The organism is Dactylosporangium sp. CA-233914, from assembly GCF_050942935.1.
Taxonomy (GTDB): Bacteria; Actinomycetota; Actinomycetes; order Mycobacteriales; family Micromonosporaceae; genus Dactylosporangium.
In genome coordinates this window covers 13,047,609-13,068,645 of the sequence record NZ_CP192030.1, presented here as the reverse complement: position 1 = coordinate 13,068,645, position 21,037 = coordinate 13,047,609, and the positions used below count along the sequence as shown (strand labels likewise).

The 21,037-nt window shown below is 72.9% G+C and carries 19 protein-coding genes and 1 pseudogene; 14 read left to right on the top strand and 6 right to left on the bottom strand.

Features of this window, described 5'->3' with window-relative positions:
• Nucleotides 1–239 precede the first annotated feature (239 nt).
• The 5 genes from ACQPY0_RS58620 to rplI all read left to right on the top strand — a co-directional run bounded on the left by ACQPY0_RS58620 (nucleotide 240) and on the right by rplI (nucleotide 2,958).
• The gene (locus ACQPY0_RS58620; RefSeq protein ID WP_432982538.1) at nucleotides 240–1,061 is read left to right on the top strand and encodes a hypothetical protein; all 822 of its coding nucleotides are present in this window, start codon (nucleotides 240–242) and stop codon (nucleotides 1,059–1,061) included.
• A gap of 229 nt (nucleotides 1,062–1,290) precedes the next feature.
• The gene (rpsF, locus tag ACQPY0_RS58615) at nucleotides 1,291–1,581 is read left to right on the top strand and encodes a 30S ribosomal protein S6 (RefSeq protein ID WP_033359943.1); all 291 of its coding nucleotides are present in this window, start codon (nucleotides 1,291–1,293) and stop codon (nucleotides 1,579–1,581) included.
• Nucleotides 1,582–1,696: 115 nt separating this feature from the next.
• Nucleotides 1,697–2,236: a single-stranded DNA-binding protein gene (locus ACQPY0_RS58610; RefSeq protein ID WP_432982535.1), complete on the top strand. Its 540-nt coding sequence runs from the start codon at nucleotides 1,697–1,699 to the stop codon at nucleotides 2,234–2,236.
• 20 nt (nucleotides 2,237–2,256) lie between these two features.
• Nucleotides 2,257–2,496, top strand: coding sequence for a 30S ribosomal protein S18 (gene rpsR / locus ACQPY0_RS58605; RefSeq protein WP_223100246.1), 240 nt, complete (start codon nucleotides 2,257–2,259; stop codon nucleotides 2,494–2,496).
• Between the two features lie 12 nt (nucleotides 2,497–2,508).
• Nucleotides 2,509–2,958 (top strand): 50S ribosomal protein L9, encoded by a 450-nt coding sequence (gene rplI / locus ACQPY0_RS58600; protein ID WP_432982532.1) that lies wholly within the window; start codon nucleotides 2,509–2,511, stop codon nucleotides 2,956–2,958.
• A gap of 99 nt (nucleotides 2,959–3,057) precedes the next feature.
• Here the strand turns inward: rplI and ACQPY0_RS58595 are convergent, their stop codons facing one another.
• Both ACQPY0_RS58595 and ACQPY0_RS58590 read right to left on the bottom strand, forming a co-directional pair.
• On the bottom strand, nucleotides 3,058–4,602 hold the full coding sequence (locus ACQPY0_RS58595) for a YfbK domain-containing protein (RefSeq protein ID WP_432982529.1): 1,545 nt from the start codon (nucleotides 4,600–4,602) through the stop codon (nucleotides 3,058–3,060).
• Nucleotides 4,603–4,713: 111 nt separating this feature from the next.
• A complete protein-coding gene (locus tag ACQPY0_RS58590; protein WP_432982526.1) occupies nucleotides 4,714–5,433 on the bottom strand; it encodes a hypothetical protein in 720 nt (239 codons plus the stop codon).
• 337 nt (nucleotides 5,434–5,770) lie between these two features.
• Here ACQPY0_RS58590 and dnaB point away from each other — a divergent pair, with 337 nt between their 5' ends.
• The gene (gene dnaB / locus ACQPY0_RS58585) at nucleotides 5,771–8,260 is read left to right on the top strand and encodes a replicative DNA helicase (protein WP_432982523.1); all 2,490 of its coding nucleotides are present in this window, start codon (nucleotides 5,771–5,773) and stop codon (nucleotides 8,258–8,260) included.
• Between the two features lie 30 nt (nucleotides 8,261–8,290).
• Here the strand turns inward: dnaB and ACQPY0_RS58580 are convergent, their stop codons facing one another.
• From ACQPY0_RS58580 to ACQPY0_RS58570, 3 genes are all read right to left on the bottom strand, one after another.
• Nucleotides 8,291–8,911 carry a phosphoribosyltransferase gene (locus ACQPY0_RS58580; RefSeq protein ID WP_432982520.1) on the bottom strand — a complete coding sequence of 207 codons (621 nt, stop codon included), beginning with the start codon at nucleotides 8,909–8,911 and terminating at the stop codon, nucleotides 8,291–8,293.
• Nucleotides 8,912–9,227: 316 nt separating this feature from the next.
• Complete coding sequence (locus tag ACQPY0_RS58575; protein WP_432982517.1) at nucleotides 9,228–10,427, bottom strand: glycosyltransferase 87 family protein; 1,200 nt, start codon at nucleotides 10,425–10,427, stop codon at nucleotides 9,228–9,230.
• 29 nt (nucleotides 10,428–10,456) lie between these two features.
• The gene (locus ACQPY0_RS58570) at nucleotides 10,457–12,994 is read right to left on the bottom strand and encodes a putative bifunctional diguanylate cyclase/phosphodiesterase (protein ID WP_432982514.1); all 2,538 of its coding nucleotides are present in this window, start codon (nucleotides 12,992–12,994) and stop codon (nucleotides 10,457–10,459) included.
• A 436-nt stretch (nucleotides 12,995–13,430) separates the two neighbouring features.
• Between ACQPY0_RS58570 and moaC the strand changes: the two genes are divergently transcribed.
• The 4 genes from moaC to ACQPY0_RS58550 are packed head-to-tail and all read left to right on the top strand — an operon-like array spanning nucleotide 13,431 to nucleotide 15,942.
• A complete protein-coding gene (gene moaC, locus ACQPY0_RS58565) occupies nucleotides 13,431–13,859 on the top strand; it encodes a cyclic pyranopterin monophosphate synthase MoaC (RefSeq protein WP_432995876.1) in 429 nt (142 codons plus the stop codon).
• On the top strand, nucleotides 13,844–14,335 hold the full coding sequence (locus ACQPY0_RS58560; protein WP_432982511.1) for a MogA/MoaB family molybdenum cofactor biosynthesis protein: 492 nt from the start codon (nucleotides 13,844–13,846) through the stop codon (nucleotides 14,333–14,335). The genes moaC and ACQPY0_RS58560 overlap by 16 nt, the downstream gene beginning before the upstream one ends.
• 9 nt (nucleotides 14,336–14,344) lie before the next feature.
• Entirely contained in the window at nucleotides 14,345–15,532 is a 1,188-nt protein-coding gene (locus tag ACQPY0_RS58555; RefSeq protein ID WP_432982508.1) for a molybdopterin molybdotransferase MoeA, read from the top strand.
• Nucleotides 15,529–15,942, top strand: coding sequence for a molybdenum cofactor biosynthesis protein MoaE (locus ACQPY0_RS58550; protein WP_432982505.1), 414 nt, complete (start codon nucleotides 15,529–15,531; stop codon nucleotides 15,940–15,942). The genes ACQPY0_RS58555 and ACQPY0_RS58550 overlap by 4 nt, the downstream gene beginning before the upstream one ends.
• Here ACQPY0_RS58550 and ACQPY0_RS58545 read toward each other — a convergent pair.
• Nucleotides 15,905–16,414 carry a DoxX family membrane protein gene (locus ACQPY0_RS58545; protein WP_432982502.1) on the bottom strand — a complete coding sequence of 170 codons (510 nt, stop codon included), beginning with the start codon at nucleotides 16,412–16,414 and terminating at the stop codon, nucleotides 15,905–15,907. The genes ACQPY0_RS58550 and ACQPY0_RS58545 overlap by 38 nt on opposite strands.
• 54 nt (nucleotides 16,415–16,468) lie before the next feature.
• Between ACQPY0_RS58545 and ACQPY0_RS58540 the strand changes: the two genes are divergently transcribed.
• The 4 genes and pseudogenes from ACQPY0_RS58540 to ACQPY0_RS58525 all read left to right on the top strand — a co-directional run.
• Nucleotides 16,469–17,818 (top strand): SWIM zinc finger family protein, encoded by a 1,350-nt coding sequence (locus ACQPY0_RS58540; protein ID WP_432982499.1) that lies wholly within the window; start codon nucleotides 16,469–16,471, stop codon nucleotides 17,816–17,818.
• Entirely contained in the window at nucleotides 17,815–19,431 is a 1,617-nt protein-coding gene (locus ACQPY0_RS58535; RefSeq protein WP_432982496.1) for a DUF5691 domain-containing protein, read from the top strand. The genes ACQPY0_RS58540 and ACQPY0_RS58535 overlap by 4 nt, the downstream gene beginning before the upstream one ends.
• The gene (locus tag ACQPY0_RS58530) at nucleotides 19,428–20,558 is read left to right on the top strand and encodes an ATP-binding protein (RefSeq protein ID WP_432982493.1); all 1,131 of its coding nucleotides are present in this window, start codon (nucleotides 19,428–19,430) and stop codon (nucleotides 20,556–20,558) included. Before ACQPY0_RS58535 ends, ACQPY0_RS58530 begins: the two co-directional genes overlap by 4 nt.
• Nucleotides 20,551–21,018, top strand: a pseudogene (locus ACQPY0_RS58525) (DUF5682 family protein); the annotation flags it as partial. The gene ACQPY0_RS58530 and the pseudogene ACQPY0_RS58525, both read left to right, overlap by 8 nt.
• Nucleotides 21,019–21,037: the final 19 nt, after the last annotated feature.

Here is a 21,037-nt window from a genome sequence, read left to right as displayed (position 1 = left end):
GACGTAGGTATGACACTTCGCTCTACCCGCCCGCCGGGCGACGGCCGAAGCGTCCGGAATGCCGTACTTCCGTCACCGTCTCGTCGGCCGCCTCGTTACGCACGTAGCCGCTCGTGATCGCCCCGGCGCTCGTGCGGCTCGATGGAGCAGTACCCCAAATCGTTCCCCCAACCCTGGATGGCTACTGGATGGCTACCTTGTCCGGACACCGATCGGCAGTCCGCCTGGCGGCTACCGCCGTGGCACTCGCCGCCGCGGCCCTGACCGTGGGCGCCAGCCCGGTGAGCGCCGCCCCTGAGTCGCCGACGGTCGAGTTCACCGGCGGCAGCGTGCTGAGCCTGCTGGTGTGCAAGTCGCAGCCGAACACTCCCGACGTCTCGGTGCCGGCCGACTCGCGGGTCAACTTCGTCAACCGGCTCGGCCAGAACGCGTCACTGAAGGTCGACGGCAAGGCCGTGGCGACCGTACAGCCGAACCAGCAGGTCCCGGTCGTGTTCAAGAAGGGGCCGGTCGAGGTCGCGATGACCTTCGACTGCGGCGTCGGCGTGGTGCAGCAGTTCAAGCCGGTGTCGGTCGGCGTGACTCCGGCCGCGCAGGCCCCGGCCGCCCAGCCCGCCACTCAGCCGGCGCAGGGCCAGCCGAAGGCGAAGCCGGGCGCGACGAAGACCTCCCCGCCGAGCGGTCCCGCGGGCGCGGCGGCCGGCGCCGCGAACGGTGTAATTTCCAACCGCGGGCCGGCCGGGCACTCTTCGACCAAGGCGCCGCAGGGGCAGGACGGCACGGCGTCGACGGGTGATGTCGATGGCGAAATGGGCACGGAGCCCATCGATCCGGCGCTGCTGGACCCGAGCGCGACGGCCGCGCCGGCGATCGGGGCGGACCCGAGCACGCCGGTCGACGACCGTGTCACCGTGGAGGAGCCGGTCGCCGCGAGCGGCCCGGCCCGCAACGGCCCGGCCGGCCTGCTGGCGCTGGTCGCGACGGTCTGCGTGGTGGGCGTGGGAATCGCCGCAATTCGGGCTATTATTGCTCAGCGGTCATCACGCGCGAGCTTCGCATAAGGTACAATTTCCCTAGCTCCGCGGGGCGCCGTCATCCAACGCACCGGTGTGGTCGTTCCTCCCCAGGTCCCACCCAACGAAGCGGATGACGCGCCCCGCGGTCTTTTTCTGTCTTGACACCGCAGCGTGTACTCTGGTTCGGTCCATCGGCCTCAGCGCCGTTGGACGACGCATGACCTCCTGCCGCGGAGAGACCGCGGCCGCTTAGCCCGTAGGAGGTGAGAACGTCTTGCGTCATTACGAGATCATGGTGATCCTCGACGGAAGTCTCGAGGAGCGCACCGTCGCCCCGTCGCTCGACACGTATCTCAACGTGATCCGGACGTCGGGTGGCTCGGTGGAGAAGCTCGACGTGTGGGGCCGCCGGCGCCTCTCGTACGAGATCAACAAGAAGACCGAGGGTATCTACGCCGTCATCGACCTCCAGGCGTCGCCGGAGTCCGTGGCCGAGCTGGACCGTCAGCTGCGACTCAACGAGTCCGTGCTGCGCACCAAGGTCATCCGGCCCGAGGTCCGCTAAGCGGATCCGGGCGAGCTCGTTCTGCTACGCCCGGCCAGGTCACGGGGGCAGGCCCGAAAACTGTCGTACCCCTGTGACAAGGTGGCCATACACAGCGCGCGAGGAGTTGACTCATATGGCAGCGGGAGACACCACGATCACGGTCATCGGCAACCTGACCGATGATCCTGAGTTGCGTTTCACTCCGTCGGGAGCGGCGGTTGCCAAGTTCCGGGTGGCTTCCACCCCCCGGTTCATGGACCGCCAGACCAACGAGTGGAAGGACGGCGAGCCGCTGTTCCTGGCCTGCACGGTGTGGCGTCAGGCGGCGGAGAACGTCGCCGAGTCGCTGACCCGCGGGTCCCGGGTGATCGTCTCCGGTCGGCTGCGTCAGCGGTCGTACCAGACGCGCGAGGGCGAGAACCGCACCGTCATCGAGCTGGAGGTCGACGAGATCGGCCCTTCGCTGCGTTACGCGACTGCCAAGGTGCAGAAGATGTCGCGCAGCTCCGGCGGTGGTGGCGGCGGCTTCGGCTCCGGCGGCGGCGGTGGCAACAGCGGCGGTGGCGGTGGCGGGTATGACGACCCGTGGGCCAACGCGACCCCGGCCGGTGCTGGCGGCGGTGGCGGCGGTGGCAGGTCGAGCTCTTCCTTCGACGACGAGCCCCCGTTCTAATGGCATCAGGAGCAAGAGCAATGGCGAAGGCTGCGGCCCTGCGCAAACCGAAGAAGAAGGTGAACCCTCTCGACAAGGAGGGCATCGCCTACATCGACTACAAGGACACCGCGCTGCTGCGGAAGTTCATCTCCGACCGCGGCAAGATCCGCGCTCGGCGGGTGACCGGCGTGACCGCCCAGCAGCAGCGGCAGATCGCGCGCGCTGTCAAGAACGCGCGCGAGATGGCGCTGCTGCCCTACACCGCGACCACGCGCTAAGGGGCGGCGGACATGAAGATCATCCTTACCCAGGAGGTCACCGGCCTCGGGACCCCCGGCGACATCGTCGAGGTCAAGGACGGCTACGGCCGCAACTACCTGCTGCCGCAAGGGTTCGCGATCCCGTGGTCGAAGGGCGCCGAGAAGCAGATCGTGACGATCAAGCGGGCCCGCTCGGCCCGTGAGATCCGCGACCTCGGGCACGCCAACGAGGTCAAGGCTCAGCTCGAGGGCCTCAAGGTCTCGCTGGCCGTGCGCGCGGGCCGCGAAGGCCGCCTCTACGGCTCGGTCACCCCGGCCGAGGTCGTCGAGGCCGTGCAGAAGGCCGGCGGGCCCGAGCTCGACCGCCGCCGGCTGGAGCTGCCGGGCCACGTGAAGTCGGTCGGCGACTACAAGGTGCAGATCAAGCTGCACCCGGAGGTCGCCGCGGTCTTCACGCTGAAGGTCACGGCCGCCAAGTAAGACAACGCAAGACAAGGCAGAGGGCCCCTGGGATTCCGACCCCCCGGGGCCCTCTCGCTTGTCGTACGCAGCGTCAGCCGAAGCCTGTCACACGTACCTTCAGTCGTAGAGCGACACGGCCGTGTCGATCAGGTCGGCCAGGTCGCGGACCTGGGCGGACTCGCCCGCTTCCCGGGCGATCCCGCGCAGGTCGGTGAGGCGGACCTCGCCGGCGTACCGGCTCGCGCGCAGGACCTCGGCGAAGTAGGCCGCGGCGTAGCAGACCCGCACCGGGGCCGGCGCCCCGGCGAAGTCCCGGTCCAGGGCGCCCACCGTCACCGGCTGGGACAGCTCGCTGGCCTCGCGTGTCTTCGGGTCCTGCCAGCGCACGCGCACGTCGGCCAGGTGTCCCTCGGCGCCGGGGCGCAGGTGCAGGGCGTAGAGGGCGGTCACCTCGTGGCCGGGGCCCACCTCGCCGCCGTCGACCCGGTCGTTGCGGAACGCCGAGGCCGACAGGGCGCGGTTCTCGTAGCCGATCAGGCGGTACGACAGCACGGTCTTGGAATCGAACTCGACCTGCGCCTTCGCGTCGAGCGCCCGCAGCGACACGGTCGCCGGGAGCTGCTGGACGAAGACGCGATCGGCCTCGGACCGGTCGCTGACGTACACCACATAGCCGTCGCCCTTGTCGGCAAGCTGCTCCATGAAGCGGTCGCCGTAGTCGCTGCCGACGCCGACGCCCAGCAGCGTGATCTGCTTCGCCGCCGCCTCCTGGATCTCGCGGACCAGCGGCGTCGCCTCGGTCTTCCCGACGTTGGGCAGGCCGTCGGAGAGCAGGATGACGCGGTTCGTCGCCGAGGCGCGGAACCCCTCGCGCGCGGTGTCGTAGCCCAGGCGCAGGCCCGCCTCGAGGTTCGTGCTCCCGGAGACCCGCAGGCGTCCGATCGCCGAGTGCAGCGCCTCGCGGTCGCGCACCGGGGTCATCGGGCGGATGACCTCGGCGCGGTCGGAGTACGCCACCAGCGCCACGGAGTCCGTCGGCCGCAGCTGGTCGACCAGCGTGTCCAGGCCATGCTGCACCAGGTCCAGCTTGCCCGGCTCCGACATCGACCCCGAGACGTCCACCACGAACGTCAGAGCCGCGTCCGGCCGCGCCGAGCCCGACTCGCCGCGGGTCTGCAGGCCCACGCGCAGCAGGCGGGCGTCGGTGTCGGCGTTGCGGTGCGTGTCCGGCAGCCGGGTGCCGTCGGTCGTGATCGCGAAGCCGTTGCCGTCGGGCTCGCGGTACTGCTGGTCGAAGGAGTTCACGAACTCCTCCGGACGGATCGTGCTCGGCGACGGGCGGCGCCCGGCCTGCAGGGTGCGCTTCGCGAAGCCGTACGAGGCCGTGTCGACGTCCACCGCGAACGTCGACACGGGCCGGTCGGTCGCGGAGACCTCGCCGTCGGCGGCCCGCTTGCCGTCCTGGCCGGCGTCGCCGGTCGGGGTGGCCACGCCCTCGGCGAGTCCCTCCGGCGCGCCCGTCGGGCCCTGGGCGCCGTTCGCGGGGTTCTTCGCCGAGCTGTCGCTGTGCCCGGCGTCCGCTCCGCAGGCCGCCAGGAGGGTGGCGGCGAGCGCCACCGTCGCGGCGATGCGCAGGCGCCGTACAAGATGCCGACCGGCCATCGATGCCTCCTCGTAGGTGTCTGGCCAGTCAGACGACGGCACCCCGCGGGCGGCTCCGGGCGTGACCCTACGGTGACCGAACGGTGATCGGCACTTTGCCGAAGACCGAGATCAAATCTGCGTCTTCAGTACCGCGAAGCCGACCGTGGCCACACCGGCACCCAGGACCGCGCTGGCGAACCCGATCGCGAAGGGCCGCCAGCCCGTCGTGACCCTGCCGAGGAGCATCGCGATCACGATGCTCAGCGCCATGGACACGGCGATCTGCGGCACCAGGTTGCCGATGTTGGTCAGCGCCTCGTCGTGCGCGGACGGGCACGGCAGGCCGAACGCGGTGGTGCAGCCCGGGCGCGGATCGTCCGGCAGGGTCAGCGACCAGCCGGCGTACGCGGCGAAGGGGATCAGGTACCAGCAGGCGGTCGAGATGAACGACCCGATGTACACGCTGCGCTGGTCCGGCTCGTCCTCGTCGTCCTCGTCGTCGAGGTCCTCATCGAGATCCTCCGGCGGCGGCGGGGGCGGCAACTGGCGGCGCGGTGGGCGCTGAGGGCGCAGCGGCTCCTCGTATCGCCGCCTGACGCCGACGCCGACGCCCCACTCGGGTCGATGGCTGTTGCCGGCGTCCCACTCGTCGTGATCGAGCACGCGCCCCTGGCCGGGGCGGCGTTGGGGGTCGGAGCGCGCCGGGAACGGCTCGATGCGGTAGTCGTCCTGCTCGGGCGCACGCTGCTGCTGCGGGATCCACTGCTCCTGCCGCGGATCCCAGCGCCCCGTCTCCGGCGACGGCCGATCCCGGCCGTCACGCGGCCGCTCCCAATCCGGGTACCCCACCGCCGGAGCGTCACCCTTTCGTGACCTTTTCGCAATCGGTCGTCCAGTTGAAAAATTTGCGGCCCTCTTTTTCGAACGCACAGGCTGTGGACCGACGAACACCTGGTCAGAGCCAGTGTGAGCAGGAACTTCAGCCGGTTGTCCACAGGGCTGTCCACAGGCTTTCCCAAGGTCTGGGGCCGTGGTCCACAGGTTGTCCATAGGTTTGTCCACCGGCAAACTTTCATCCGACGCCAGTCGCCCCATACCGTTGCCCGGGCGCGTCGCGCGCCGGCGAGTTTTTGTCGTACCCACGAGGTCTACTAGTCCTGGCCCGGTACGGCGTTGGGGGGCAGAAGTGTCGATCACCGAAGACAGGCGCAGCGATCAGTGGGACGAGGAGCCACCCCCGGAGCACGACGGCCCTGAGTCGCGCGAGCGGGGTGGCCGGCGCGGCGACCGTCCGCAGGGCGGCGCGGAGACGTTCGAGCGGACGCCGCCCCAGGACGTCGCGGCCGAGCAGAGCGTCCTGGGCGGCATGCTGCTGTCCAAGGACGCCGTCGCGGACGTCGTGGAGATCCTCAAGACCCCCGACTTCTACAAGCCGGCGCACTCGATCATCTTCGACGCGATTCTGGATCTCTACGGCCGCGGCGAGCCCGCCGACGCCGTCACCGTCGCCGCTACCCTGGCCGACAGCGGCAACATCGCCAAGATCGGCGGTGCGCCCTATCTACACACGCTGATGACGACGGTCCCGACCGCCGCCAACGCCAGTTACTACGCCCGCATCGTCGCCGAGCGCGCGGTCCTGCGCCGCGTGATCGAGGCCGGCACGCGCATCGTTCAACTCGGTTACGGCGCCGGCGGTCAGGGCGGCCGCGACGTCGACGACGTGGTCGACCTGGCCCAGCAGGCCATCTACGACGTCACCGAGAAGCGGGTGAGCGAGGACTTCGCGGTCCTTGCCGAGATGCTCCAGCCCACGCTCGACGAGATCGAGGCGGTCGGCGCCCAGGGCGGCATGATGACCGGCGTCCCGACCGGCTTCAGCGACCTGGACCGCCTGCTCAACGGCCTGCACGCCGGCCAGCTGATCATCGTCGCCGGCCGCCCCGGCCTCGGCAAGGCGCTGGCCCTGGACACCCCGCTCCCCACGCCCGACGGCTGGACCACGATGGGCGAGGTCAGGGCGGGCGACCGCCTGCTCGGCGCCGACGGCCGCCCGACGACGATCGTCAACGCCTTCGACGTCCTGCACGACCGCCCGTGCTTCGAGGTCGAGTTCTCCGACGGCTCGGTGATCATCGCCGACGCCGAGCATCTGTGGACGACCACGACCCGCGCCGCCCGCTCGGTCCTGGATGGCTCGGTGACGTCCGGTGAGGCCGTTTTCCACGGCGAGCTCGTAGTGGCCGGCGCGGTCGTCGGGCGACACCCGCGATCCGACCGGCCGGGGCGGCGTTCGATGCGTGCCTACCCGCGGCCGGCGCCGGGTCGGCGGGCGGGCCGGATGACGAACGCCGCCGCGCCGGCGGTGGTGCGACCCGGCACCGTCACGACCGCCGAGATCGCGGCCACCCTGCGCGACCCGGCCGACGGCGGGCCCAACCACGCCGTGCGCAACGCGGCCGCCCTGCAACTGCCGGACCGTGACCTGCCCATCTCGCCTTATGTGCTGGGTGCCTGGCTCGGCGACGCGGCCATGATCGAGGCCGACGGAGTCGGCGACCTGCGCGATCTCGGCTTGCTCGATGCCAAGCACGTCCCGGCGGGATATCTGCGGGCGTCGGAGTCGCAGCGGCGGGCGCTGCTGGCCGGGCTGCTCGACACGAGCGGCACCGTGACGTCGGCGGGCGACGTGCGGTTCACGTCGACCGGTGAGCGGCTCGCCCACGATGTGCGGGAGTTGGTGGTCAGCCTCGGTTACCGCTGCACCATGACCGGCCGGACATCCCTGACCTTCACGGCGAGCGACGACGTGTTCCGGCTGGAGCGCAAGCGTGAGCTGCAGCGGACGCGGCGCCGCACGGCGGGCACGGCGGGCGCGGGGGTGCGACACATCGTGGCGGTGCGGCCGGTGGCGAGCGTGCCGGTGCGGTGTGTGCAGGTCGACAACGCCGATCATCTGTATCTCGCCGGGCGCTCGATGATCCCGACGCACAACTCCACCGCCGCGATGGACTTCAGCCGGGCGGCCTCCGTCAAGCACAACATGGCCTCGGCGATCTTCAGCCTGGAGATGTCCAAGGTCGAGATCGTCATGCGGCTGCTGTCGGCCGAGGCCCGGGTGCCGCTGCACGTGCTGCGGTCCGGGCAGTTGTCCGACGACGACTGGACCAAGCTGGCGCGGCGGATGGGGGAGATCAGCGAAGCGCCCCTCTTCGTCGACGACACGCCCAGCATGAACCTCATGGAGATCCGGGCCAAGGCTCGGCGGCTCAAGCAGCGGCACGATCTCAAGCTCATCGTCGTGGACTATCTGCAGCTCATGACCAGCCCGAAGCGGACCGAGAGCCGGCAGCAGGAGGTCGCGGACCTCTCGCGTGGGCTGAAGCTGCTGGCCAAGGAGGTCGAGTGCCCCGTGGTCGCGGTGAGCCAGCTCAACCGTGGCCCGGAGCAGCGGACCGACAAACGGCCGCAGCTGTCCGACCTGCGCGAGTCCGGCTCGATCGAGCAGGACGCGGACGTGGTCATCCTGCTGCACCGCGACGACTACTACGACAAGGAGTCGCCGCGCGCGGGCGAGGCGGACTTCATCGTGGCCAAGCACCGTAACGGCCCGACCGACTCGATCACGGTGGCGGCGCAGCTGCACCTGTCGCGGTTCGTGGACATGGCGATCTAGGGCGGGACGGCCGCGAAACGGCGGGCCGGGTCAGGCGAGCAGGCGGGTCACGTCGGCGTCGACGAGCTGGCGGAAGTCGTCGTAGTAGCGGCTCACGGCGCCGAAGTGGGGGTCCGTGATCGGGCAGACGACCTCGTCCGCCGACCTTGTCAGGCGCTCCACCGCGGCCGTGGCTCCCACCGGGGCGGCCAGGATCACCCGGGCGGCGTCCAGGGAGCGGGCCACCGCCACCGCCGCGTCGGCCGTCGCGCCCGTGGCCAGGCCGTCGTCGATCACCAGGGCGGTTCGGCCGTCCAGGGTCAGGGGCGGGCGGCCCAGGCGGAAGAGGCGTTCGCGGCGGCGGAGTTCGGCGGACTCGTGGCGTACGACCATGGCGATCTCCTCCTCGTCCAGGCGGCCGGCGATCTCCGGGTTCAGAACCTGGACGCCGCCGGGGCCCAAGGCGCCGAAGGCCACCTCGGGGGCCCAGGGGACACCCAGTTTCCGCACCACCAGGACGTCCAGCGGGATGCTCAGGCGGGTCGCGACCTCGGCGGCGACCGGGACGCCGCCGCGGACCAGGCCCAGGGCGATGGCGTCGGGGCGGTTGGCGTACGCGGAAAGGAGGTCGGCCAAGACGGCTCCGGCCTCCCGCCGGTTGCGGAACCCCATGCCTCCTGTCTACGCCGGGCCGGCGGCCGTCGTCATCCGGTCGCGAGAACGCAGACCGACAAGCGCGATCGGATCGGACGGGATTCGCCAGGGATGAGTGGTGGCGGTCAGTCGTCACCCGGTCTCGAGGAGTTGCGATCGGTAGGCCAGGTGCTCGGCGTGAGGTGGTGTCGGTCGGGCCGGTCGGAGGTGGGTCGGGATAGCTGTGATTGGTAGGGCAGGTGTTCGGCGTGAGTGGGTCGGGAGGTCGGGCGTCACCCCGGTCGCGAGGAAGACTGCGACCAGCTGGGCAGGTGTTCGGCGTGAGTCGCGTCCGTCAGGCTGGGGTGGCGGTCGGTGCTGGCCGGTCGCGAGAACGCAGGGCCCACCACAGGGCGAGGAACGCCACCGGGTAGAGCAGGTATCCGAAGCGGGTGCTGGGGGTGAGCATGATGGCGGCGGTCAGGCCGGCGGCGACGTATGCGGACGCGGCCCCGGCGTCGGTGGGCGGGTGGCGCAGCAGGCGGGCGGCGATCAGGAGGCCGGCCAGCAGGAGCAGGGCCAGGGCGACGATCCGGCCGCCGGGGACGTTCCCGGCGATCAGGTGGCCGGGCAGCGGGGACTGGGCGGGGCTCGTGACCAGGCCGTGGCCGCTGGGGAAGCGTAGGGCGTTCTCGAGGTAGGCGGCGGGGCCGGTCAGCAGGGCCGGGATCAGGGCCAGCAACGGGATGCCGAAGGCCGCTAGAGCGAACGGTACCGCCCGGCGGCGGGGTGGCCGGTGCAGGGCGAGGATGAGCAGTACGAGCGCGACCGGCAGGGCGAAGAGTTTCAGGGCTCCGGCCAGTCCGACCGCCACGCCCGCGGCGAGTGGGCGGTCGCGGGCCGCGAAGGCGACGGCGAGCAGGCACAGCGTCAGGACCGGCAGGTCGTCGCCGCCCGTGGCCAGGGTCAGGGTGCACAGGGGCAGCACGGCTACGGCCTGGGCCACGCGGAGTGCGCCGGCCGACGGGGCTACGGGGCGCAGGAGGCTCATGCAGTACGCCAGACAGAAGGCCGTGACGACCGCGAACCACACGCGGGCGTCGGTCCACCACGCCTCCCCGAAGGCGGCGCGCGGCAGGCCGAAGGCCGACATCCCGGGCTGGTAGGGGGCGTAGCCCAGGAGGGGTTCGGGCAGGGCGGCGATGGCGTCGCGGCTCAGGTACGGGGTGCCGGTGTGGACCAGGCGCTCTCCCATCTGCTCGACGACCAGCACCTCCTCCTGGGCGCGGCCGGTGCGGCCGGCGGAGCGCTGGACCGCCTCGACCAGCAGGGGCAGCAGGGCGGTGGCGGCGAAGAGGAGTGGTACCACGCGGAAGCGGCCGATGACGAAGACCAGGGCGACCGCGGCGGCGTAGGCGATCCAGGCGATCGCTCCCCACGCGCGGTGCGGCGGCAGGGTCGAGGTCAGCGCGGTGACGCCGGCGAACGCGGCGCACAGCGCGTAGGCGAGGGCGTCCAGGAGGCGGGGGCGCAGGTCGGTACCGATGCCGACCATTTTGCTCGAATGAACTTCCTCGAATGCTGTCAGGTGAGCTTCTCGCGGCCGGTGGACTCGCCGCCCATGCTCATGCGGCGGGCGCGCCGGCTGCGGGACATGCGGATGACGGCGCCGGTGTCGTGCAACGGCTCGGCGAGGCTGCCGGCGCCGCGCTCGAGGCTGGCCAGGAGCCGGTCGGCCGGCACCGCGCGGGCGAAGAGGTGGCCCTGCCCGGCGGGGCAGCCGAGCTCCCACAGTTGCCGCCGCTGCTCATCGCGCTCGATGCCCTCGGCCACGACCAGCAGGTCCAGGCTGCGGCCGAGGTCGACGGTGGAGCGGACGACCGCGCCGGGGGCGGAGGCGTCGTTCATGGCGGCGACGAAGCTGCGGTCGATCTTGAGCTCGTCGACGGGGACGCGGGCGAGGGTGGCCAGGGACGAGAAGCCGGTGCCGAAGTCGTCGAGGGCGAGGCGGATGCCCTGGCCGCGCAGGGCCGCGAGGACCTCGTCGACGACCTCGAGCTTGCTCAGGGTCACCGACTCGGTCAGTTCGATGACCAGGGCCGAGGACGGCACACCGTGGGCGCTCAGGCGGCGGGCGACCGCGTCCGGGAACGACGGGTCGAGCAGGCTGCGGGGGGAGACGTTGACGGCGACCGGGATCGGGTAGCCGGCGTCGGCCCATTCGGTGGCGGCGATGAGGGCCTGGTCGAGCACGGCGTCGGCGAACGCGGCGAACTGGCCGGAGCGCTCGATCGCGCCGAGGAACCGGTCCGGCGGCAGCGGGCCGCGGTCGGGGTGGTGCCAGCGGGTGAGCGCCTCGGCGGCGATGACGCGGCCGCTGGCCAGGTCGACGATCGGCTGGAAGTGCACGGCGAACTGGTGCTCGGCGATGGCGCGGGCCAGGTCGCCGCCGAGGGTGAGGCTGCCGACGTCGGCGGTGTCGCGGGCGCGGGCGTAGACGACGACCCGCTGGCCCTCCTGCTTGGCCTGGTACAGCGCGACGTCGGCCCGCCGCAGCAGCTCGCCGACGCTGCCGCCGGTGCCGGTGGTGGTCACGCCGCAGCTGGCCTCGACGCTGATGCGCATGTCGTCGAGCTCGATCGGCGGGGCGAGCGCGTCGAGCATGGCGTGGGCGCGCAGCTCGGCCATGGCCGGCGCGGAGAGGCCGGTGAGCAGGATCGCGAACTCGTCGCCGCCGAAGCGGGCGACCAGGTCGCCGGGGTGGGCGGCGGCGCTGAGGCGCTCGGCGACGGCGATGAGCACCCGGTCGCCCTCGGCGTGCCCGAGGGTGTCGTTGACCTCTTTGAAGTGGTTGAGGTCGATGAGCAGCACGCCGAACACGCCGTCGGTGGCGCCGGCGGCGAGTAGCTCCGTGCCGTACTGCTGCAGCCTGCGCCGGTTGGCCAGCCGCGTGAGCGGGTCCTGCGCGGCGGCCCGGGCGTGGCTCTCGGCCAGCCGCTCGGTCTCGGCGAAGGCGGTGGCGTTGCGGATCGCGGTGCAGAGCGCGGCCGTGAAGGTGCGCAGGGTGTACTGCTCCCGCTCGGTCAGCTTCACCGCCCCGGTCCGGAAGCGCAGCCGCAGCTCGCCGAGGTCGCCGTCGCCGCGGTAGCTCTCCAGCCGCACCGGGATCAGGAAGCCCTCGGCCTCCGGCGCGTCGCCGGGCGGGCCGTCGTAGGTGATCTTCTTGCCGTTGTGGCGGACCAGGCGCGACTCGCCGCTGGGCGGGCGGATCTCGACCTCGGCCTCGTCGGTGGAGAAGATGTCGGCCGCGCGGCGGACGGCGGCGTGCAGCACGTCGGTCTGGTCGACCGAGTTGAACTCGTCGGTGGCCTCGGCGAGGCGCTGCCAGGCCTCGTTGCCCTGCCGGGTGCGTACGTGGTTGGCCGTGGAGAGGTGCAGGGCGTAGACGAGCAGCGGCAGCAGGACCAGCAGCCAGGCGTCGACGTGATACGCCAGGACGGTCACGACGGCGACCGGCAGCTGCACGAACCGCGTGGTCAGCTCCGCGCCGCGGGGGGCGAGGATGCGCTGGCGGTACGGCGTGTTCGTGACGATCGCGAACAGTGCCTGCCAGATGATTTCGTCCACCAGTGCATAGGTGATAAATGCCGCAAAAACCGCGGCGAGTTCGCCGGTGACCGAGAAATGGGACGCGACCAGAATCGGCTCGGTGCCGACCCCGGCGACCGCGAAAACCGCGGCGGTCGCGGCGAGCGTCTCTTTGCCGACATTGAAAGCAATCTTTTGTGGATCGAAGCGCCGCCGGGCCAGCAGGCTGAGGAACATCCCGCAGAGCGCGCCGAGAATCATCGGCGCGGCGGGGAGGAAGACGGCGGCCACGGTGAGCAGCGCGGTGGTCGGCGTCGTGGCGAACCAGGTGGAGCGGACCCGGATCTCGATGAAGGTGAAGCCGGCGCCGATCATGGCCACGACCAGCAGCGCCATGGCGAGGAACTGTTCGCTGTGCGACGGGATGGTCCACAGCGCCCAGAACGCCGCGGCTCCCCCGCCGACGACGACGGGACCAACGAGGCGCCACAGGCGCCGGTTGGTCGCGTCGTCGGTTCGCGGTGGGTTCTGCATCGCTCCGAGGCCCATCGTGGCCGATGCTCCCCGGATGTCAACCCGCGTTACAGATGGTTCAGATCGAGACGATACGGATCCATGTGGATCCTTTACAGCCAGACGTAGTCCTTGTTCATTCTTTTCACCCCAAACAGTCGTCGTTGAATTCGACCCCCGTGTGCACCAGAAATCGAATGTCATCGAAGTTCTGAGTGCTGAACGCAGCCTAGGGTGCAAAACGCAAGATGCCCAAACCGATTTGTCCGTCGAATCATAGTTTGCGAACTATACCGGCCTTTGTCACGATTTGCCGACGCGAATGTGACGCTCCGTATAGCGAATTCGACGTTCCTAGCCCTAGCCTGCATGATCAACCGACGTTCCGCCCGGTGGCGGCTAGGCTCATCGAGTGCCAGAAAAGCTGACCCACGTGGACGCTTCGGGGGCCGCGCGGATGGTCGACGTGGCGGCCAAGGACGTGACCGCGCGGAGGGCCGTCGCGGCCGGATTCGTCCGCAGCACAAGTGAAGTGGTCGCGCTGCTGCGTGACGGAGCCCTCCCGAAGGGTGACGCCCTGGCGGTTGCCCGCATCGCCGGGATCATGGGCGCGAAGCGGACCCCGGACCTCATCCCCCTGTGCCATCCGATCTCCCTGCACGGCGTGACCGTCGAGTTGACGCTGCGTGACGAGGCGATCGAGATCGAGGTCGTGACGAAGACCGCCGACCGCACCGGCGTCGAGATGGAGGCGCTCACCGCCGTGGCCGCCGCCGGCCTGGCGCTCATCGACATGATCAAGGCCGTCGACCCGGCCGCCTCCCTCGAGAACGTCCGCGTGCTGCGCAAAGAGGGCGGCAAGACCGGGCTGTGGGAGCGGTCGTGAGGGCCGTCGTGGTGGTGGCGTCCAACCGGGCGGCCGCCGGGGTCTACGCGGACACGAGCGGGCCGATCCTCGTCGAAGGGCTGCGGGCGCTGGGCTTCGAGGTCCCCGACCCGGTCGTGGTGCCCGACGGCGAGCCGGTCGAGGCGGCGCTGCGCGAGGCGGTCGCGGGCGCCGCCGACGTGGTGCTGACCAGCGGCGGGACCGGGATCACGCCGACCGACGCGACGCCGGAGATGACCCGGCGGGTCCTGGACTACGAGATCCCGGGCATCGCGGAGGCGATCCGCGCGGCGGGGGCGGCGAAGGTGCCGGCCGCGATCCTGTCCCGCGGGCTCGCCGGGGTCGCCGGCCGCACGCTGATCGTCAACCTGCCCGGGTCGCGCGGCGGCGCCAAGGACGGCATCGCCGTGCTCGGGCCGGTGCTCACCCACGCGGTCGATCAGCTCCGCGGGGGCGACCACCGCACCGAGGACTAGGCTCTCCTCGTGACGTTACCGATCGCGTGGGCGGCCGCCCGCGAGGCGGTGTTCGCGGCGGGCACGGCGGCCGCGCCGGGCCCGGTCGCGGTCCCGCTCGCCGAGGCCGACGGCCTCACGCTCGCCGCGCCGCTTGCGACCCTGACCGACCTGCCGGCCTTCCCGACCTCCAGCGTCGACGGCTGGGCCGCGCGCGGGCCGGCCCCGTGGCGGATCATCGGGCGGGTGCTCGCCGGGGACACCGCCGAGCCGCTCGCCGAGGACGGCACCTGCGTGGAGATCGCCACGGGCGGGATGGTGCCCGAGGGCACGACCGCCGTCGTCCGGGTCGAGGAGTCGACCGTGACCGGTGGCGCCGTGACCGGCGAGCCGCGGAAGCTGCCCGACTGGCGCCGCCAGGGCGAGGAGGCCACCGCCGGCGAGCAGCTGCTGCCGGCCGGGACGACGGTGACGCCCGGCGTCATCGGGCTGGCGGCGTCGTGTGGGTACGACTCCCTGGTCTGCCGCCCTTCGCCAAGGGCCGCGCTGCTCGTCTTCGGCGACGAGCTGCTCACCGCCGGGACCCCGGGCGCGGGGCGCGTCCGCGACGCGCTCGGCCCGGCGCTGCCCGCCTGGCTGCGGCGCGCCGGCTGCGACGTGGTCCAGGTGCGCGGGCCGGTCGCCGACACGCTCGAGGACCACGTCGCCGCGCTGCGCGGGGCGATCGACTCGGGCGCGCGGCTGATCTGCACCACCGGCGGCACGATGCACGGGCCCGTCGACCACCTGCACCCCGCCCTGGCCGAGCTGGGCGCCCGCTACATCGTCAACACCGTCGCGGTCCGCCCCGGCTTCCCGATGCTCGTCGCGCAGCTTCCCGGCGGCCAGCTGGTGGCCGGCCTGCCGGGCAACCCGCAGTCCACGTTCGTCGCGCTGGTCTCGCTCGTACTTCCCCTGCTGGCGGGCCTCACCGGGCGCTCGCTGCCGCAGCTGCCGACGGTCACGCTCGGCGCCGACGTGCCCGGCCGCGGCGACTTCACGCACCTCGCGCTGGTCACCCTCGCCGACGGTCGCGCCCACCCGGTCGCGCACGTCGGTTCGTCGATGCTGCGCGGCCTGGCCAACTCGGTCGGCTTCGCGGTCATCCCGCCGGGCACCGAGGGGCGCGCGGGCACGGTCGCCCAGCTCGTGCCGCTGCTGGACGGAGAGCTTTCGTGATCAGGAGCGAGGTCACCACCGAGGCGCTCGACGTCCAGGCGCACGAGCGGGCCGTCGCGCACCGCTCGGCGGGCGCGGTCGTGTCGTTCGCCGGGGTCGTCCGCGACCACGACGGCGGCCGGGGCGTGGTCGAGCTCGAATACGAGGGGCATCCGAGCGCCGGCGACGTCCTCGCCGAGGTCGCGGCCGAGATCGCCGCCGACCCGGCCGTGTGCGCGCTCGCGGTGTCGCACCGGGTCGGCCGCCTGGAGATCGGCGATGTCGCACTCGTGGCCGCCGTGTCGACCGCGCACCGGGCCGAGGCATTCGCGCTCTGCGCCCGGCTCGTCGACGAGGTCAAGGCGCGGTTGCCGGTGTGGAAGCGTCAGGTGTTCACCGACGGCGAAGAGGAGTGGGTGAACTGTCCCTGAGGTGCCGGCGGGCCTTCTTCAGCGCCTTCGCGGCGTGCCCGGCCCGCCAGCGCAGGTCCGGCCGGCCCTCGCGATCGAGCGCGGCCAGCAGCAGCCCGCCCACCAGCCCCATGTTCTTCATGAACTGAATGCGCTGCATGTAGCGCTGCTGCGGGTCCTGCTCCGCCCAGAAGGCGTGCCCGGCCAGCGTCGTGGGCACCAGCGAGCCCGCGAGCAGCAGCGCCGCCGGCCGCGCCGCGTGCCCCGTGGCGAGCAGCACCCCGCCGGCCACCTGAGCCGCGCCGTTGACCCGCACGAGCGTCGCGGCGTCGGTCGGCAGGCTCGGGTGCAGCGCCTTGATCGTCGGCTCGAGCCGGTCGGTGACCGGGCGCGCCCGTTCGGCGAGCTTCGCCGGGTCGCGCATCGCCGCCCAGCCCTGAACCACGAAGATCGTCGCGAGCAGCGAACGGGCTGCTGTACGTACGGGTCTCATAACGCGAACATACCCACCCGCGAAATGTCGTACCCCCTCACTACGGTAAGCAGCATGGCCGAAACAACGACGGTCACCACGGTCTGGACCATCGACCAGGTGATGGCGCTGGCGCCCGACTCGTCCGCCCAGCGGGCGGCGCGCGGGCTCGCCGGCGACCGCGCGTGGCTGGAGACCGGGCTGAGTGCCGCCGACGACATCGACCCGACCCTGTGGGGGCTGTGCCAGGGCAGCGGCACAACGCCGTATCAGACCGCGATCGACCTGACCGAGCCCGCGTTCAAGTGCACCTGCCCGAGCCGCAAGTTCCCCTGCAAGCATGCGCTGGGGCTGCTGCTGCGGTGGTCGTCCGGGTCGGTGCCCGAGGCCGTCGCGCCCTCGTGGGCGAACGCCTGGCAGGCCGCCCGCGCGGCGCGCGCCGATCGGGCCGCCGCCGGGCCGTCGTCGGACGAGCCAAAGTCCGGCAGCAGTACTGCTAGCAGGGCCCCCACCAGCGAGAAAGCGCAGGCCCGCCGGGCCGACCGGATCGCCGCCGGACTCGAGGAGCTCGACCGCTGGCTCGCCGACCAGGCGCGCACCGGCCTCGCCGGGGCGGCCAAGGGCGGCGCCGCCTGGGACACGATGATCGCCCGGCTGGTCGACGCCCAGGCCGCCAGCGCCGCCGGCATCCTGCGCCGCACCACCGCCGTCATGGGCTCACCCGAGCGCCTCCTCGGCGAGCTGGCCCGGCTGCACCTGCTCGTCGGCGGCTACCGGCGCCTCGCCGACCTGCCCGAGGACCTCGCCGCCAGCGTGCGCATGCGCGTCGGCGTCCCGATCGCCACCGAGACCGTCCTGGCCGGTGAGCCCGTGCGCGACCGCTGGCAGGTCCACGGCGTCCGCGACGAGATCGAGGACCAGCTCACCGTCCGGCGCGCCTGGCTGCGCGGTGCCGGCTCCGGCCGCCCGCTGATCGTGCTGTCGTTCGCGGTCGCCGGCCAGTCCCTGCCGATCGATCTGCTGCCCGGCACCGAGTTCGACGCCGACGTGTGCCTCTACCCGGGCGGCCGGCCCGAGCGCGCCCTCATCGCCAAGCGGCACGCGCCGCCCGAGCGGATGCACTCGGTCGCCGGCGCGGCCGGGATCGAGGACAGCCTGCTGGCCCACGCCCGGGCGCTGGCCGCGGACCCGTGGCTGGACTTCTGGCCGATGGCCCTCGACGCGGTCGTGCCGGTCCGCGACGGCGCCGGATGGGCGCTGGCCGACGCCGGCGGCAACGGGCTGCCGCTGGACCCGGCCGCGGGCGAGCCCTGGCGGCTGATCGCCGTCACCGCCGGGCGCCCCGCCACCGTGACCGGCGAGTGGTCGGCGGCCGGGCTGCGGCCGCTCGGGGTCTGGGCCGACCAGCGGCTGGTGCGGCTGTGACGACTCCTGACTGGGGCGAGGTGCTCGCCACCGCGCTGGTCGGCACGCAGCGGCGGACGCTGCCGGCCGGCGTCGGGGCGCCTGGCGAGGACCCGGCCGAGGCGCTGCTGGACGTGGCCGGGACCCTGACGCTCTACCGGCGGGCCGGGTTCCGGGCCCGCGGCGGGCTGCGGCCGCCCGAGCCGGCCCCCGACGACTCTGCGATCCCGCTGGTCTCGTGGTCGGCGGCGGCGCGGGCGGCGGATCTGCTGGCCGTCGACGCCGCGGGCTACGGCACCAGCAACGCCGTGCCCGTGCGCGATGCCGACGGGCGGCTGGAGCTGCTCGCCGAGTGGCTCGGGGCGGTGCACGACCGGCGGGTTCCGGGCGAGCTCCTGCCCGCGCTGCTGGAGATCGGGCGGCGGCACCGGGCCCTGCGCCCGCTCGTCGCCGCGGCCGGCGGCCCCCGGGTGGCCTGGCTGGCCCGGCAGCGCCCCGACTGGGCCTATCTCGACTCCGCGGCCCTCGACGGGGCCGGCGGGGCGCCGGCCGACGATCCGCAGGGCTGGGAGCTCGGCACGATCGGGCGCCGAGTCGGCATCCTCACCGCCGTGCGGCGCGGCGGGCCGCAGGGCGAGCAGCGGGCCCGCGACATGCTCGCCGACGTCTGGCCCACCGAGACCCCCGACGACCGGGCCGCGCTGCTCGGCACGTTCGCGACCGGCCTGTCCGCCGCCGACGAGCCGGTGCTGGAGGCCGCGCTGGACGACCGGCGCAAGGAGGTCCGGCTCGTCGCCCTCGACCTGCTCGCTCAGCTGCCCGAGAGCGCCTACGCACGGCGGATGACCGAGCGGACCATGGCCGGCGTGCGGATCGCGGGCGGGCGCATCCACGTCGTGCCGCCCGCCGCCTGCGACAAGGCGATGCGCCGCGACGGGATCGTGCCCCGCCCGCCGGCCGGCGTCGGCGAGCGCGCCTGGTGGCTGGAGGAGCTGCTCACCCGCACGCCGCTGTCGGTCTGGGGCGAGCCGGAGGAGTTCCTCGGGCGGCCCGTCACCGACGAGTGGGCCGCCGTGCTGCGCCGTGGTCTGGCCCGCGCCGCCGCCGGGCAGCGCGACCCGCGCTGGGCCGCCGCCCTGACCGGCCGGCTCACCGAGGAGGTCGCCGCGGGCGGGCGTCCCGACGACCGGCTGCTGCTCGAGGCGCTCTATGACGCCCTGCCCTCCGAAGCCCTGGCCGCGCTCGCCGTCGACGTCCTGCGCCGGGGCCTGGCCGGCGCCGCCGCGGTCGGCGTCGAGCACGTCCTGGAGCTGTGCCCGCGGCCGTGGCCGCCGCCGCTGGTCGAGGCGGTCTTCGGCGCGCTCGCCGACTTCGACGACCTCGGCGGCCGGCGCTCCGCGAGCTGGCGACTGGCCGGCCTGTGCGAGCTGGCCGCCCTGCGCCTGCCGGCCGGCACCGCGGCCCGCGCCATGGCGCTGTCCGCCGCCCTGCCCTCCGACGACCCCCTGTCCTCGATCGTCGGCCGCTTCGCCGACACTCTTCGCTTCCGCCACGACATGCTGGCGGAGCTGAGCGCCTCCCCCGAGAGCCCTTCAACCGACACTTCCCCCGGTCAGCCTGAGGAGCCCGCGTGACCAGCACAGTCGATGTCACCGCCGCCCATGTCGACGGCGCGCCCGTCGCCGAGACGGTCCAGCGCCGGCACGCCGAGGACGAGTTCGCCGCGGAGCTGGCGGTGCTCGCCGCCGGCGACGACCGGCCGCGCCCGCCCGGCTGGAGGCTCTCCCCCGCGGCCGTCGTCACCTACCTGCTCGGCGGCGAGGCGGCCGACGGGACCGCGATCACGCCGAAATACGTCGGTCCCCGCCGGCTCATGGAGGTCGCCGTCGCCACCCTCGCCACCGACCGGGCGCTGCTGCTGCTCGGCGTGCCCGGCACCGCCAAGACCTGGGTGTCCGAGCACCTGGCCGCGGCGATCAGCGGCGACTCGACCCTGCTGGTCCAGGGCACCGCGGGCACGCCCGAGGAGGCCATCCGCTACGGCTGGAACTACGCCCGCCTCCTCGCCGAGGGCCCGAGCCGGGGCGCCCTGGTGCCGAGCCCGGTGCTGCGGGCCATGGCCGACGGGCGCATCGCCCGGATCGAGGAACTGACCCGCGTCCCCTCCGACGTCCAGGACTCCCTGATCACCATCCTGTCCGAGAAGACGCTGCCGATCCCCGAGCTCGGCCAGGAGGTCCAGGCCCGCAAGGGCTTCAACGTCATCGCCACCGCCAACGACCGCGACCGCGGGGTCAACGAGCTCTCCTCCGCGCTCCGCCGCCGCTTCAACACCGTCGTCCTGCCCGTGCCCGCCGGCGTCGAGGAGGAGGTCGACATCGTCGCCCGCCGGGTGGCCGCCCTGGGCCGGGCGCTCGAGCTGCCCGAGCTGCCCCCGGCCGCCGACGAGATCCGGCGCGTCGTCACCGTCTTCCGCGAGCTGCGCAACGGCGTGACCGCGGACGGCCGCACCAAGCTCAAGTCGCCCAGCGGCACCCTGTCCACGGCCGAGGCGATCTCGGTGGTCACCAACGGCATGGCCCTCGCCGCCCACTTCGGCGACGGCGTGCTCCGGGCCGGCGACGTGGCCGCCGGCATCGTCGGCGCCGTGGTGAAGGACCCGGTCTCCGACCAGGTCGTCTGGCAGGAATACCTGGAGACCGTCGTCCGCGAGCGCGAAGGCTGGCGCGACTTCTACCGGGCGGCCCGGCGCGGTGAGTGAGCCGTTGCTGCTCGGGGTGCGCCACCACGGGCCGGGCTCGGCGCGGGCGGTGCGCCGCGCGCTGGCGGCGTTCCAGCCCGACATCGTGCTGATCGAGGGCCCACCGGAGGCCGACCCGCTGGTGCCGTTCGCCGGTGACGAGGACATGCGAGCGCCGGTGGCCCTGCTGGCCTACCCGGCCGACAACCCCGACCCGAAGCTGCGCGCCTCGTTCTGGCCACTGGCCGAGTTCTCCCCGGAGTGGCAGGCGATCCGGTGGGCGGTCGCACGCTCGGTGCCGGTCCGCTTCATCGACATGCCCGCAGCCGTCCGCCTGGCCGCCACCCTTTCACCCACGCCCGCCGCCCCCACGTCCGCCGCCCCTGCGTCCGACGATTCAGTGCGCCTGGATCCGATCGGCGCACTGGCAGAGGCGGCGGGGTATGACGACCCAGAGCGCTGGTGGGAGGACGTGGTCGAGCACCGCTTCAACCACCCAG

Excerpts from the sequence above, each read along its gene's own strand:
- ACQPY0_RS58575 (WP_432982517.1), bottom strand. The coding sequence starts at position 10,427 with ATGGTCGGCATCGGTACCGACCTGCGCCCCCGCCTCCTGGACGCCCTC.
- ACQPY0_RS58610 (WP_432982535.1), top strand. The coding sequence starts at position 1,697 with ATGGCAGCGGGAGACACCACGATCACGGTCATCGGCAACCTGACCGAT.
- rpsR (WP_223100246.1), top strand. The coding sequence starts at position 2,257 with ATGGCGAAGGCTGCGGCCCTGCGCAAACCGAAGAAGAAGGTGAACCCT.
- ACQPY0_RS58580 (WP_432982520.1), bottom strand. The coding sequence starts at position 8,911 with ATGGGGTTCCGCAACCGGCGGGAGGCCGGAGCCGTCTTGGCCGACCTC.
- rplI (WP_432982532.1), top strand. The coding sequence starts at position 2,509 with ATGAAGATCATCCTTACCCAGGAGGTCACCGGCCTCGGGACCCCCGGC.
- moaC (WP_432995876.1), top strand. The coding sequence starts at position 13,431 with ATGGTCGACGTGGCGGCCAAGGACGTGACCGCGCGGAGGGCCGTCGCG.
- ACQPY0_RS58570 (WP_432982514.1), bottom strand. The coding sequence starts at position 12,994 with ATGCAGAACCCACCGCGAACCGACGACGCGACCAACCGGCGCCTGTGG.
- ACQPY0_RS58540 (WP_432982499.1), top strand. The coding sequence starts at position 16,469 with ATGGCCGAAACAACGACGGTCACCACGGTCTGGACCATCGACCAGGTG.
- ACQPY0_RS58595 (WP_432982529.1), bottom strand. The coding sequence starts at position 4,602 with ATGGCCGGTCGGCATCTTGTACGGCGCCTGCGCATCGCCGCGACGGTG.
- ACQPY0_RS58545 (WP_432982502.1), bottom strand. The coding sequence starts at position 16,414 with ATGAGACCCGTACGTACAGCAGCCCGTTCGCTGCTCGCGACGATCTTC.